A 13,858-nucleotide genomic window follows, 5' to 3' on the forward strand; every position below is an offset into this window, starting at 1 on the left:
GTGCGCCCCGGCATCCGCGGCAGCGCGCCGATCGCGCGGCCATGGGTCGGGACGACCGGCGCGGCCGGTCACGATCCCTGCCGGCGCGGCGGCCTGGACCGCGCCGCCGGGCGCGGGGGGGGAGCGCGCCACTGCTCAGGCCAGCGGCACCCCGATCCGTCCCAGCCCCGGCAGCTTCACCGCCGGGCGCCGCACGTCGATCCCCGCGACGCCGCCCAGGATGTTGATCTCGACCCCCTCGGCCCAGCCGATGGTGATGCCGGCATAGCCGCCGAGCGTCAGGCGCATCCCGGTGCCGGAGGCGGTGCGCCGCAGCCAGCGTCCGTCATAGGGATGGTCCTTGCCGATCGCCGTTGGCGGCAGCACGGCCTGCGCCTCGGGCACCGCATCGAGAAGCGCGGCGACGAAGGTGTTGGAATTGGGTCCCGGCCAGACGCGGTAGTCGCCGCGTGCGCGCCAGGGATAGGCCTCGACCGCGGCCTGCAGGCGCGGGATCAGCGCCGCAGCCGCCGCGCCGTCCGCGGCGAAGACCACCTCGGGCGCGCGCCCGAACCAGCGGCCATCGGGCACGAAGCCGTTGACGCGGATGGGATCGCCCCAGGCGGTGTAGTCGTAGCGCGTGTAGCCTGGCGCACCCTCGGGCTTGACCACCACCCAGCTGTGCACGGCGAAGACGCCGCGCCAGCGCACCGTCGGCGCGGCGAAGACGCGCACGATCGCGCCGGTGTGCTGGTCGGCCGGCGGCAGGTGGCCGATGCTGGACCGGTCGGCGGAGGCCCAGGCGGCGCCGATGCCGTCGCGCTGATACAGCACCGCCGCGAGGCCGATCGGCAGCAACCAGACCAGGACGAACAGGATCAGCACGCGCCGGGCGATCTTCATGGGCGCCAGGATGTGTGGCCGGCCGCCACACGGACAAGGCTGCGCGGCGGCGCCCCTGGCGCTGCCCGCCGCGCGGCCCCAGATCGGATGCACACCGAACAGGAACACCCGCATGACCGATTCCGCCGACTATACCCCGCCGAAGGTCTGGACCTGGAACAAGGCCAATGGCGGGCGCTTCGCCAACATCAACCGTCCCGTCGCCGGCCCGACCCACGACAAGGACCTCCCGGTCGGGCGCCACCCGCTGCAGCTCTATTCGCTCGGCACGCCGAACGGCGTGAAGGTCACCATCATGCTCGAGGAGCTGCTGGCGCTGGGCCATGCGGGGGCGGAGTACGACGCGTGGCTGATCCGCATCGGCGAGGGCGAGCAGTTCGGCTCCGGCTTCGTGGCGGCGAACCCCAATTCCAAGATCCCGGCCCTGGTCGACCGCAGCGGGCCGGAGCCGGTGAGGGTCTTCGAATCGGGTGCCATCCTGGTGCACCTGGCGGAGAAGTTCGGCGCCTTCCTGCCCGCATCGGGCCCGGGGCGCGCCGAGACGCTGTCGTGGCTGTTCTGGCAGATGGGCAGCGCGCCTTATCTCGGCGGCGGCTTCGGCCATTTCTACGCCTATGCGCCCTTCAAGATGGAATACCCGATCGACCGCTTCGCGATGGAAACCAAGCGCCAGCTTGACGTGCTCGACCGCCGCCTGGCCGAGAGCCCCTTCATCGCCGGCCCGGACTACACCATCGCCGACATGGCGATCTGGCCCTGGTACGGCGGGCTGGTGAAGGGCTGGCTCTATGGCGCGGCGGAGTTCCTCGACGTGGCCTCCTACGCCCATGTGAATCGCTGGGCGGATGCGATCGGGGCGCGCCCGGCGGTACAGCGCGGGCGGATGGTGAACCGCGTACAGGGTGAGCCCGCGAGCCAGTTGTGGGAGCGCCACGACGCGAGCGACTTCAACACGCGCACGCAGGACAAGCTGAAGGCAGCGGAGTGAAGGGGGATGGCGGAGGGGCCAGTCCATAGCGAACCAGTCTCCACCGCATCTTCTCTGTGAGCAGGGGAGATACCAGGGAGATGAGGCCCATCTGTGGAGTGGGCCCCTGGAGACGGACAAATGTCAGGCGGCGGCTTTGACAGGGTGCCGGGCCTGTTGCTCCTCGAACTGCACGGGGCTCAGGTAGCCTGAAGCCGAGTGCAGCCGCCCGCGGTTGTCGACATTCTCGATAAACCGCGGGCGATCCGCGGCGACGTCCTCGCAGGTGTCGTAGGCCATCGGATACGCGGCCTTGACTTTCAGCGTCTTCATGAAGGTCTCCGCCTTCGCGTTGCCGTGCGGATTGCCGCGCCGCCGCATGGAGCCACGCAGGCCATGGGCCTCCAGCAGCTCACGATACGCCTTTGCAGCGTATTGCGACCCGCGGTCCGAGTGATGAATGCGGCCGGCGGCGCCTGGGCTGGACGGCGTGCTCGCGCATGAGGCGGCAGACCTCCTTGTGGTTCACCACCAGGCCCAGGTGCAGGAGCGCGGCCTGGACCCGGCGCCAGCCATAGCCCCCGAACTCGTCGCAGATCGCCGCCACGGCCTCGACCACGGCGGTGTCGTCACATCGAACCGCGGCGCATCGCAGAAGGTGGAGCGGGCGATCCCCATCAGGTGGCATTCCCGCGCAAGCGAGACGCCGCCGCGCCGACGATCGCGGACATAGGCCCGCCTCTCGGCGACGCCGCGAAGCGCACCGCCCCCTTCAGAAGCTCCGGCTCCAGGGCCTGCCTGCCGTCGAGCCGCTCGAGCACGGCAATCCGCGCCTCGTAGGCCTGGATGAGGTCGGCTGCCCGGGCGTCCTCGTCGAAGGCGTCGGCTTCGCACTTCTCCACCCAGACACGGATCAGGTTGCGCCAGATATCGTGGCGCTTGGCGAGCCCGTGCAGGGTCGCCCCGGCCAGGTATTCCTGCGCGACCTGACGCTTGAACGCGAGACTGCGGGATCGGTATCTCGCCATGGGCTTCCATCCTTCGAAAGCCCGGTACCCCGGTCAGATCCAATCCGCCCGCCTGTCCGGGTCCAGGGGCCCACTCCACTGCCTGAACGATAGCGACGATCATCCAAGCGTCAGATGGACCGAATGACGTGCACCATCGTCAACAAACGGCAGACGCACAGGACGCTCCCTGATCGCCGTACCATCCAATGTGGCGGCGGCTACGCCGCGACTGACGCGGTCGGGGTTGTCGACGTGGATCAGATACCGCGCCGCGCCGCACGCGACGGTCACCTCGAACCGCGGCCACGCGCGGGGGATACAGGGGTCCAGCAGAAGGGTCTCGCCCCGTATGCGCAGCCCAAGGATGCTCTCGAGGCCGGCGCGCTGCATCCATCCGGCGGAGCCGGTGTACCAGGTCCAGCCGCCCCGTCCGACATGGGCCGGCGCGGAGTAGACGTCGGCGGCGATGACGTAGGGTTCCACCTTGTAGCGGTGGACACCAGCCCGGGTTCGGGCGTGGTTGATCGGATTCAGCATCACGAACAGTTCGGCCGCCTTGTCGCCCTCCCCAAGCGCAGCGAACGCCATGACGGACCAGAGGGCGGCGTGCGTGTACTGGCCACCATTCTCCCGGATTCCTGGCGGATAGCCCTTGATGTAGCCGGGATTGAGCAGTGTCTTGTCGAAGGGCGGCGTGAACAGCAGCGCCAGGCCATCCTGCGGACGGATCAGCTCGCGCCCGACCGCCGCCATGGCCTGCGCCGCGCGCGCCGGATCCGCCGCGCCCGACAGGACGGCCCAGGATTGCGCGATCGAGTCGATCCGGCATTCCTCGCTGGCGGCCGAGCCCAGCGGCGTGCCGTCGTCGAAGTAGCCGCGCCGGTACCAGTCCCCATCCCATCCCTCGCGTTCCATCGATGCCCGCAAGGACACGGCATGCCCACGCCAACGTTCCGCACGGTCAGCCTCGCCACGCGCCGCGGCGATGGGCGCGAATGCCGCGAGGGCAGCGTCGAGAAGCCAGCCAAGCCATACGCTTTCGCCACTCCCTCCTTCGCCGACGCAGTTCATCCCATCGTTCCAGTCGCCGGTGCCGATCAGCGGCAGCCCGTGACTGCCGAGCGCGAGGCTCGCATCGAGGCCGCGGGCACAGTGCTCGAACAACGTGGCCGTCTCATCGGCAACGGTCGGCTGGAAGAAGCTGTCGTGTTCGGCTGCCGTCAGCCTCTGGCCTTCCAGGAAGGGGACTTCGACATCGAGTACGCCCGTGTCGCCCGAGACCTCGAGGTAATGCGCGACGGCGAAGGCGAGCCACACCCGATCGTCCGAGATCCGCGTGCGCACGCCCTGGCCGGAATGCGGCAGCCACCAATGCTGCACATCGCCCTCGGGGAACTGTCGCGCGGCGGCACGCAGGAGGTGCTCGCGCGTCAGCGCCGGGCGTGACGCGGCGAGCGCCATGCCGTCCTGCAGTTGATCCCGGAAGCCGTAGGCGCCACTCGCCTGATAGAAACCGGAGCGCGCCCAGACCCTGCAGGCCAAGGTCTGATACAGCAGCCAGCCATTCAGCATGATGTCCGTCGCCCGGTCCGGCGTGCGTACCTGCACCGTGCCAAGGACATCGTCCCAGTAGCGATCCACCTCCGCCTTCGCGGCGTCGAGGTCGCAGGTTCGATAGCGCGCGATCAGGCTGCGCGCCTCCTCGGCGCTGGCGGTTTCGCCGAGGAAGAAGGCGATCTCGACGACACCACCAGGCGGCAATTCGACCGTGGTTCTCAGGGCGCTGCAGGGATCGAGCCCACCCCCGGTGTTCCCGGACAGCGGACCCACGCGCGCAAGCGCGGCGGGGCGAGCCAGCGTCCCGTTGCGGCCGATGAACTCACACCGATCTCCAGTCCAATCCGTCTGCCGGCCGCGAAGATCGGCAAAGGCCACGCGCGACGCGAAGGCCGGGTTCCAGGGATTGCGCGCGAACATCGCACCGGTCTCGCCGTCAATCTCCGTCGTGACGAAGGGAAGCGTCGCCGAGCGCGAAGGGCCAAGAACCCATTCCGCATATGCAGTCACCAAAATTCGGCGCGCGCGGCCCGAGGCGTTTCGCAGCACGAGGCGCGAAATCTTGATCGGGTCCTCCAGCGGTACGTACTGAAGCAGATCGCTCTCGATTCCGTACCCCGAGTGACCGAACCTGCTGTACCCGCGACCGTGGCGGCCAACGAAGGTCTCCCCGTTGCTGCGAATGGGAAAAGCGGTTGGGCTCCACAACGTGCCGGTGTCCTCGTCCCGCAGGTAGAATGCCTCGCCAGACCGGTTGGCCACGGGGTCGTTCGACCAGGGGGTAAGTTGATTCTCGCGGCTGTTGACCGACCAGGTGTAGCCGCCGCCCTCGGTCGCCACTTGGAAGCCGAAGGCGGGGTTGGCGACGACGTTGATCCAGGGCGCGGGTGTCGATCGGCCGGAGCCCAGGATGGTGACGTACTCTCGTCCGTCCTTAGCGAAGCCGCCGAGGCCGTTGAAGAATTCGAGTTCTGGCAGGGGCGGCGAAGCAACGGGCATGACAGTCGCGGCCATCGGTCTCGCAGGAGCTGGGACCGCGACACCGCGTTGTGGCGCACGGTTGAGCTGATGAGACAGTTGCCCACGACGGCCAACGAGCACCACACGTGCCGTTGCCGCGAGCAGTGCGACCGTCTCGGACGACATCAGGTCCGCGCGCACCACGAAGACACGTCCGGGCTGTCTGCCGTCCGGCGGTGGTGTCCGCGACTCGCTCGTCCGCACCAGGGTCTCGAGCGCGACCTGAAGATCCTGGACGTAGGAAGAAGCGCGATCGTTCAGGATCACGAGGTCAACGGCGAACTGCTTCATCCGCCAATACTCGTGCGCCTGCAGCAACTGGCGGGCGATCCCGATTTCCTCGACCTCGCCTATGCGCAGAAGAAGGATGGGCAGGTCCCCGGAAATTCCCAGGGGCCATAGCCCCGGCTGCCCACCGCCGCCGCGCATGATGACTTCGGAGGAAGGGCGGAGGATTGGCGAGGCATAGATCAGGTGAGCAGCAATGCGGTGGAATAAACCCGCCTCGCCCGAATCGATGCCGAGGTGATGAAGTTGCACCTGCGCCTGCGTCCAGGCGAGCGTGGCGGCCCGATCGAAGCCCGTGGCGTCCTGGTGCTTGTCCACGAGCTCGAGCAGCGTGTCGCGGGAGGATGCGGCCATCGTCCAGAACGTGACGCGCGCAACCGCACCCGGAGGAACCCTCACGCGCCGGCGCAGCGCAAAGACAGGATCGAGCACCGTGCCGACCGTGTTTGAGAGCGATCGGCGATCCGACATCGCGATTGGCCTGCGGATACTGCCCCCGCGGCCAAGGAATCGGGCCCGGTCGGTCTCGATCTCCGGCCGGCCCACAGCCTCGCCGTCGACGATGGCGAGGTGCGCAGCCCAGATCTCGGGTTCCGCCGGCGAGCGTCGCCGGCGAGTCGCCAGGATGCAGCCGATGTCGGCCAGATGCTCGGTCTCGACGAACAGCTTCGAGAGCGCGGGGTGCGCCACGTCGGCCGCCTGCGGGCCCAGAACCAGCTCTGCATAGGACGTGACCTCGATCTCCCGCATGCGGTCGCCGGTGTTCGCAATCGAGATGCGCCGGACCTCGGCATCATCCTCGGCCGAGACGAGCACCTCCAACGTCGTGGTCAGCGCGCCGTCGCGCCGCGTGAACACGGCACGGTCCTCGTGGAACACGACGTCGTAGTCATCGGGTTCGTCGCCGCACGGCTGGAAGCCAGCCGACCAGATCTCGTTGCTGGCGGTGTCGCGCAGGAAGATGTAGGACCCCAGATCGTCGCAGGTGGCGTCCTCGCGCCACCGGGTCACGGCATGGCCTCGCCAGAGGCTTTGGCCCGAACCGGCTGCGGTCAGCATGACCGTGTAACGGCCGTTCGAGAGAAGGTGCGTGGCGGGCGCGCCATCCTGCACCGAGGTGTAGCGTCGGCCACCCGGGGGGTCGATCTCCTGAAGCCTGACGGCCGAGTGTGTATCGGCGACCCATGACGGCATGATGGTGACATCGCGCGGCGTGCGCTCGTGCAGCAGCAGTTCGGTCGCCTGGACGATGGGCTCCGCATGGAACCGGGTGCGCATCGCGCCATCGAGCAGCGCGTCCGCGATGGCGACGACGGTCATGCCCTGATGATGCGCCATGAAGGCGCGCACGATCGCGACGTCCTGGCCCTCCGGCACCCGCATCGTCGTGTAGTCCAGGGCTTCGCGGAACCCGTGGCGGCCGAGCGCACCGACCTCGGCGAGGCGCCGGAAGTTCCGCGCCGCTGCAGTGGGGTCGACCATGGTGGCAAGCCCCGTTGCGTATGGCGCGACAACCGTGTTCTCGCCGAGGCCCCGCTTCAGGCCGAGGCTCGGGACGCCGAAGCTCGAATACTGGTAGGTGAATTCCAGGTCGCGGGCGTTGTAGGCCGATTCCGAGACGCCCCAGGGCACGCCGAGTGTCGTCGCGTACTCGACCTGTCGTCGCACGATCAGGCGGTTCGTTTGCTCGATCAGGCTCCCGGCCGGCGCGCGCATGACGAGCGACGGCATCAGGTATTCGAACATCGAACCCGACCACGAGATCAGCGCAGCGCCCGAGGCAACCGGCGTGACCGCGCGGCCGAGACGGAACCAGTGGCGCGTCGCGACGTCGCCCTTGGCGATCGCGAAGAAGCTCGCGAGCCGCGCCTCGGAGGCCAGTAGATCGTAGCAGCTTGGATCGAGCCTGCCCTCGGGCACCAGGTAGCCGATGGAGAGCAATTTGCGGTCGTGGTCGAACAGGAAGCCGAACTCCATCGCAAGCGCCATTGTCCGGGCAGCTTCCTCCAAAGCCGAGAGGCGAGCCCCCAGGGCTGCGTCAGGCCAGGCCGGCGCCGCAAGGTCGCGGCGGTGACTCTCGATCGATCTCTGCACCGCTGCCACCCAGGACAGCATGTCCGTTCCGGCATTGTCGCCCCGCTCGGCGGCGAGCGCGGCGGCGATGTCGGCAACGACCTCGGCCTGGACTGCAAGTCCCGCGAGACGTTCCGCGATGGGCTCTCCATCCACGGACGGCCGGCGCGTATCGGTCTTGAATGCGGCGAGCGCGTCGTCGAGCTGCTGCCACGTCACCGTTTGGGTCCGGCGCCCGTCACGCACGCGGACAGCCTCGTCGCGAGTGACGTCCAGCGCGTCCCCGATGCCGGCGATGCGCGCATTCGCGCTCAGCGGCAGTTCACGCCATTCCCGGCAGCCATTCGCGATTGCGATGAGGTGCCCTGCAAGGTTGCCGCTGTCGACGGTGGAGACATAGCCTGGATCGAGCGGCCGCAGGTCGCGCGTGTCGTACCAGTTGTAGAAATGGCCACGTAAGCGCGGCAGACGGCTCATGGTTGCAAAGGTCGCTTCGAGCCGTTCGACCGCGTCCGCGGTGCCGAGCCATCCGAAGTCGCGAGCGCTGAGCACGGAGAGAAGATATAAGCCGATATTGGTCGGGGACGTGCGATGCGCCACGATCGGCTTCGGATCCTCCTGAAAATTGTCGGGCGGCAGCATGTTGTCGCCGGCCGTCACGAACGTCTCGAAGAAGCTCCACGTTCGCCGCGCGATCAGTCGCAGAGCACGCGCGTCGTCTTCGGACACCACCAGCCGGCCGGCTGCAGGCGGCGAACGGCTTGCCCACCACGCAATGCCGGGAGAGGCGATCCATAGCAGCGCGAAGGGGGCCGCGAGTGGCCCGGTCCCCTGACCTGACAGAGATGCAACGAGGATAGCCAGGCCACCGATCGCCGGCGCGCCCGCCATCCGACGGTGGAAGTCGAGCAGGTCGGACCTGCACTCGATCGTTGCCTGCGCAGCGGTCACCCATTCGAGCAGGTGTCGGCGGGTGACGAGAAGGCGCGCGAGCGTACGCGCAATCGCATCGACCATCAGCCAGGCCTGGTGCGCGAGGAAGGTGACAACAAGCAGCGCGAGGGTGAGCGCAAGTCTCACATCGTGGCCGAGCGCGCACAGGTGGCTGCGCGGCGTGAGGCCGCGACGGCGCGGCAGGACTGCGCTGATGACGGGAATAAGCGTCGGCAGCACGATCGTTAGGAGCAGGAATGCTGTCCAGACGAGTGCAGCCTGGAAGGGCAGCGTCCATCCGGCCAGGAAGGCCAGCACCGTGGCCGGCGCCGATAGAGTCCGGCGCAGGTTGTCGAGCATCTTCCAGCGTCCGATCCCCGGGACGGCGCCGGCCTCCTGGCCACTCCCCGCTGGTTTTGGCGCGTATCCCAGGATCCATGGCAGCAATTGCCAGTCGCCACGCGCCCAGCGGTGCTGGCGCAGCGCGGAGATGTCGTAGCGGGCGGGAAATTCCTCGACGACCTCGACATCGGTGGCAAGGCCCGCGCGGGCGAAGATCCCCTCGAACAGGTCGTGGCTGAGCAGCGTGGCCTCCGGCACCCGGCCTGCAAGCGCGGCCTCGAAGGCATCGACGTCATAGATGCCCTTGCCGGCGTAGGAGCCTTCGCCGAACAGATCCTGGTACACGTCGGAGATAGCCGAGGCGTAGGGGTCGATTCCGCTGTGGCTCGAATAGATCCGCTGGAACAGCGAGCCTTCCCGCCCGACCGGCAGGGAGGGCGTGACCCGCGGCTGGAGCACCGCGTAGCCTTCGACGACCCGCCTGGTCCGCGGGTCGAGCCGCGGCCTGTTGAGAGGATGTGCCATCTTGCCGATCAGCCGCCGGACGGTGTCACGCGGCAGCCTCGTATCGGCGTCGAGTGTGATGACGTAGCGGACATCGGCCGGCACGACGACCGGTCGATCGGCCGCCTCGATGAAGCTCGTGTCGGTCGCGCCGCGCAGCAGCCGGTTCAGCTCATGGAGCTTGCCGCGCTTGCGCTCCCAGCCGAGCCAGCAGCCTTCGCCTTCATTCCACTGTCGCCGGCGATGCAGCAACAGGAACCTGTCGCCGCCGGGCGCCGGACCGTAGCGGCGGTTCAGCTCGGCGATGCCAGCCGCCGCGGCGGTGAGCTGAGCCGCGTCGCCCTCCATCCGTTCGCGCGGAGCATCGCACCAGTCCGAGAGCAGGGCGAAATGGAGGTCGCCGTCCGAACTCGCCAGATGATGGACCTCCAGTCGTTCGATCTGCTTCTCGATCGCCTCCTGCGACGTCAGGAGCATCGGCACCGCGATCAACGTACGCAGATGCGACGGCACGCCGTCGTTCAGATCCAGGGCAGGTAGGAGTTTCGGCCCGTAGCCCCATGCCGTGCCGCGGTTCACCAGCGCGACGGCGACGTCCAGGGCCGGGACGGCACCCAGCGCGCCGAGCAGCGCCAGCATGCTGCCGTCGAGCCCGCCCGCGCGCAGAAGCATGAGCGGCAGCAGCAGAAGGAAGGCCGCGACAATGGTGATCGCGCTGACATAGCCACCGATGCCGACTGCCTGGTTCAACAGCCAGGCCCGACGGCGCAGGGATGGCTTGAAGCCCATGGCGACCTCGAGCGCGGGCCGGCCAGCCGCAAGCAGGTAATAGCCCGGGTCCGCCCTGCGGCCGTCTGCGCCGTCCGGTGCCTCAAGCGCGGCCTGCCTCGCCGCGAGGACCGCGCTGCGGGCGATGTCGGTCTCCCGGCGCCCCGACCCGCGCGAGAGCTCCTCGATGGCGCTGCGGTAGAGGTTGCGGGTCGGGAAATCCATGTCCCGGTAGCCGTCGCTTTCGGCGAGCACGTCGTCGACGAGGCTCATGCTTTCAAAGAGCGCGCTCCAGTCGATGTCGGAGATCAGGCGCAGGCTGGTGATGATGTTACGGACGGTGACGCTCGCAGCGCCTTGGCGCTGGTGCTCCTCGCGCACGGCCGCTTCAGCCGTTGTTCCCCGTCGCGCAAGGCATTCATCGAGCCAGGTCAGAGCCGGGATGATCCTGGGGTCCTGATCGCGCAGCCGGTGCAGGAGTTGGACCGCACAGGCATTCGTCGGCTGCGCGCCGTCAGGATGCGCCAACACAGCCGCGAGCGGTTCGGCAGCGCGCCCGCCGGCGCCCAGCAGCCGATCCGCGAGTTCGTCGGCAACCTGGCATGATGCGCGGTCTTCAATGATCTGCGCTGCCAGCCGTCTCAGATTCTCGACCAGCACGATCCGGAGCGTGATCGCGATCGCCCAGAGCTCGCCGATCGTGAGCACCTCAACGTCCTGATACGCTCGCACGTAGCGGCACAGTGTCTCGGGCGCGAAGTGGCTGTCGGTGTGGGCAACGAATGCCCAGGTAAGGCCAAAGACCCGCGGGTAGCCCGCGAAGGGCCCGGTGGCGAGCTTAGGTAGCTGACGATAGAAGCGCGGCGGCAGGTCGCCGCGGATCTCGTGGATCTGCTTCTCAACGAGGAGATAATTGTCGATCAGCCATTCCGCCGCCGGCGTGATGGCGGCGCCTCCCTCCGCTGCCCGGGCGATGATGCGGTAGGCGTCGAGCAGTACGTTGCGGTTGTCCGTCAGTCGCAGTGCCAGCGGGTAGACCTTGCTGGGCTTCGCGGAGACCGTCTGTGCGACGGCGAGGCTGCGCGCGTGCTCCTCGAGACGCTCGACGCTGAAGAGCTCTTCGCGCACGGGTGCGCGGCTCGCCCACGGCGATGCCGAGGAGCCGCGTGTGAGCATTGGAGGAATGAGCCTTGTCACATGGAACCCTCCAGCGTGTTGTGCGATCGCGATAGCCTCGTGCGATTTCTGTGCGTCAACGGGTGGCGAGTCCTGGGACCGCGCCCATGCTGCTCCCGTCGATTTCTACTGGAGCCGATGCGGCGCCGCGGGGTTGTTCGGATCGAGACCCAGCGCCTGCAAGGTCGCTGGATTGACCTGGCCCGTCGACTGCAAGCCGCGCCCCTGCTGGAAGCGCTCGATGGCAGCCTGCGTACCGGGCCCCCAGAAGCCGTCGACCCCGCCGCGATAGAATCCAAGCGACCGAAGGCGCTGCTGCACGTTCCGCACCGCGGCTGGACCCAGGATGTCCGGCATCACCACGCCTGATGAAGCCGCCGCGGGCGGCTGCGAAGGCCGTGCCGCAAGCAACTCCCCGGGCGCCACGCCGAGCGTCGCTGCCGTGGCCTGGTTCAGCTGCCCTGTGACCTGGAGGTTGCGCGTCTGCTGGAAGCGTTCCAGTGCCGCCTGGCTATCCGGCCCCCAGATGCCGTCGGCCTGGCCCGCGTAGACGCCCGCCTGCTGCAGCTTCTGCTGGATGAGGACGGTCGCGGCGGGCGAGAGCGCCTGCGTGTACAGCAGTACGGGCGGGGCCTGTGCATGGCTGGGCAGTGGCACTATCGGCATGGCGAAGCTCAATCCGACCAGAAGTGCATGTGAACGCTTCATCCGTCCCGCTCCCCGACGATATCTCGTTCGCCAAGAACGCCGATGCCGCGGTCTGGTTGCATTGCTGCGCCCGTTCAATGTCTCCGGGGCTGATCGACTGGCAGCGGGGATCCCTGCAGCGTCCGTCCTCATTCGGAGTGCGCTGCGCGGCGGCAGGGGGTTTCGGTCCCGCTCCGGCACGGCCAACGCCACACATTGTCTGGCGAGAATGCCACGAGCGAAATGCGCCTCATGCCATCACTCGCGGCCCGCGACCCCGCCGGACGACATGCTGCCCAACTGGGATCGCCGACGCTCACCTCGGACGACCTGCGAGGCGACGTCACCATCCAGGGCAACCGGCCGCGGCGGGATCTCTTCAACGGAGTGCGCGCGGTCTGCGTCGACCCTGCGAAGAACAGGCAGCCGACCGACGCGCCGCCGCCGAAAGCACGGACATCGGTCTAGGGCTGCGCGTCAGGCTGGTCAGCGGCGACGTTCGGGGTGGCGATGGGCTGGTCCGGCGACCAAGGTCACCGGGTTCTGCCAGCCCGCCGTCGCGTGCCGTGTGCAAGGCCGATCCACGTGGCGCGACGGCGCCGAGGTCTGCTCCTCGGGCCTGGCAGCCGCCGCGGCCTGATCCGATCAAGCCGGCCGTCGACGACCGGACGCGTCAGTCTCCGCCGGGACGAGGGCGAGGGTCGAGGCCGATCCCATCCCTGCCCGCTGCCGCAATCTCGCCCGCGAAGGCCCTAGACATGGAGCGTCTTCCGGCGGACCGATCGCCCCGCCGACGCCACCCTTCGCGCGCGAAGCATCTGCCCTGACCGCTCGATCGGTACAGGCGGCCCTCGCCGCGGTGGGGCATCATCAGTCAGATGACAGCAGACTGCGCTGCTTCAGCGTCGGCGGAGCCAGATTGCGATCGCCTCCCCGGCCATTGCGCCGAGCACCGGCGCCGAACCCACGAGCGCCCCCGCCTCTCGCATCGGGCTGCGCGCCGCGGCCGAGAGCATCATCCTACGGAGCGCGAGCGCCTCCTCCGCCACCGGATCGCGCCGTTGCTGCGCCACTAGCGCGAGGATCCCCGCCACCACGAGGTCAGCCACTGCGACGATGCCACAGGCTGCGGCCAGACCGACGCGCGGCGCCAATCCGATCACCGCCGCGGCATGAGCAAGCCCGATCGCCGCCACGCCGAACAGGCTGGCCGCGGCCAGCCAGGCACCGCGCCGAGCCGTCATGCCCACCGTGCGGCGCAGGCGGAGGCCCTCCGCCTGCGCCGCGACGCCGAGAAGGCTCAACAGCCGCATGGCTCAGCGCCGCAGCAGCAGGCCGATAGCGATACCGGCCAGCGCCGCCGCACCGATCGCGGCAATCGGCTGTTCGCGCACGCTGGCGGACAGCGCGCCCGTCTGCCGCCGTACCGCATCCATGGCGCCATGCGCGGCATCCTCGGCACGGCCGGCGGCCTCGGCCAGCGCCGGCGTAACGCGGTCGCGCATGAGCGCCTCGACCTTCTCGCGCAGGGCCGCGAGTTCTTCGCCGGCGGCGTCCTTCGCCGTCTGGCTCAGATCGGACACGGTTTCGCCGATGCCGGACGTCTTGTTCGTCGGATAGGACGACATGGTGTGTACTCCTTGCAGCAAGT

At 68.7% G+C, this 13,858-nt stretch carries 8 protein-coding genes and 2 pseudogenes; 1 reads left to right on the plus strand and 9 read right to left on the minus strand.

Annotation, left to right across the window (positions count from 1 at the left end):
- Positions 1-135: 135 nt before the first annotated feature.
- Positions 136-882 carry a DUF3750 domain-containing protein gene (locus HW578_RS02105; RefSeq protein WP_198368877.1) on the minus strand — a complete coding sequence of 249 codons (747 nt, stop codon included), beginning with the start codon at positions 880-882 and terminating at the stop codon, positions 136-138.
- 112 nt (positions 883-994) lie between these two features.
- Between HW578_RS02105 and yghU the strand changes: the two genes are divergently transcribed.
- Positions 995-1,870: a glutathione-dependent disulfide-bond oxidoreductase gene (yghU, locus tag HW578_RS02110; RefSeq protein WP_198368878.1), complete on the plus strand. Its 876-nt coding sequence runs from the start codon at positions 995-997 to the stop codon at positions 1,868-1,870.
- Positions 1,871-1,993: 123 nt separating this feature from the next.
- Here yghU and HW578_RS27645 read toward each other — a convergent pair whose 3' ends face one another.
- From HW578_RS27645 to HW578_RS02145, 8 genes and pseudogenes are all read right to left on the minus strand, one after another.
- Complete coding sequence (locus HW578_RS27645; protein ID WP_232478478.1) at positions 1,994-2,182, minus strand: hypothetical protein; 189 nt, start codon at positions 2,180-2,182, stop codon at positions 1,994-1,996.
- Between the two features lie 39 nt (positions 2,183-2,221).
- Positions 2,222-2,314, minus strand: a pseudogene (locus HW578_RS28355) (hypothetical protein); the annotation flags it as partial.
- Between the two features lie 10 nt (positions 2,315-2,324).
- Positions 2,325-2,537, minus strand: a pseudogene (locus tag HW578_RS28360) (IS3 family transposase); the annotation flags it as partial.
- Positions 2,527-2,877, minus strand: coding sequence for a helix-turn-helix domain-containing protein (locus HW578_RS02125; protein ID WP_198368880.1), 351 nt, complete (start codon positions 2,875-2,877; stop codon positions 2,527-2,529). The pseudogene HW578_RS28360 and the gene HW578_RS02125, both read right to left, overlap by 11 nt.
- Positions 2,878-2,976: 99 nt before the next feature.
- Entirely contained in the window at positions 2,977-11,472 is an 8,496-nt protein-coding gene (locus HW578_RS02130; RefSeq protein ID WP_369407793.1) for a GH36-type glycosyl hydrolase domain-containing protein, read from the minus strand.
- 174 nt (positions 11,473-11,646) lie between these two features.
- Positions 11,647-12,228, minus strand: coding sequence for a peptidoglycan-binding domain-containing protein (locus HW578_RS02135; RefSeq protein WP_198368882.1), 582 nt, complete (start codon positions 12,226-12,228; stop codon positions 11,647-11,649).
- 878 nt (positions 12,229-13,106) lie between these two features.
- A complete protein-coding gene (locus tag HW578_RS02140; protein ID WP_198368883.1) occupies positions 13,107-13,520 on the minus strand; it encodes a hypothetical protein in 414 nt (137 codons plus the stop codon).
- Positions 13,521-13,523: 3 nt separating this feature from the next.
- Positions 13,524-13,835 (minus strand): hypothetical protein, encoded by a 312-nt coding sequence (locus tag HW578_RS02145; RefSeq protein ID WP_198368884.1) that lies wholly within the window; start codon positions 13,833-13,835, stop codon positions 13,524-13,526.
- Between the last annotated feature and the right edge of the window lie 23 nt (positions 13,836-13,858).

Source organism: Roseomonas rosulenta (genome assembly GCF_016106005.1).
Taxonomy (GTDB): domain Bacteria; phylum Pseudomonadota; class Alphaproteobacteria; order Acetobacterales; family Acetobacteraceae; genus Neoroseomonas; species Neoroseomonas rosulenta.

What these genes read in the sequence shown, in the direction of transcription:
- HW578_RS02145 (WP_198368884.1), bottom strand. Translation starts at nt 13,835, where the DNA reads ATGTCGTCCTATCCGACGAACAAGACGTCCGGCATCGGCGAAACCGTG.
- HW578_RS27645 (WP_232478478.1), bottom strand. Translation starts at nt 2,182, where the DNA reads ATGAAGACGCTGAAAGTCAAGGCCGCGTATCCGATGGCCTACGACACC.
- HW578_RS02125 (WP_198368880.1), bottom strand. Translation starts at nt 2,877, where the DNA reads ATGGCGAGATACCGATCCCGCAGTCTCGCGTTCAAGCGTCAGGTCGCG.
- HW578_RS02105 (WP_198368877.1), bottom strand. Translation starts at nt 882, where the DNA reads ATGAAGATCGCCCGGCGCGTGCTGATCCTGTTCGTCCTGGTCTGGTTG.
- HW578_RS02140 (WP_198368883.1), bottom strand. Translation starts at nt 13,520, where the DNA reads ATGCGGCTGTTGAGCCTTCTCGGCGTCGCGGCGCAGGCGGAGGGCCTC.
- yghU (WP_198368878.1), top strand. Translation starts at nt 995, where the DNA reads ATGACCGATTCCGCCGACTATACCCCGCCGAAGGTCTGGACCTGGAAC.
- HW578_RS02135 (WP_198368882.1), bottom strand. Translation starts at nt 12,228, where the DNA reads ATGAAGCGTTCACATGCACTTCTGGTCGGATTGAGCTTCGCCATGCCG.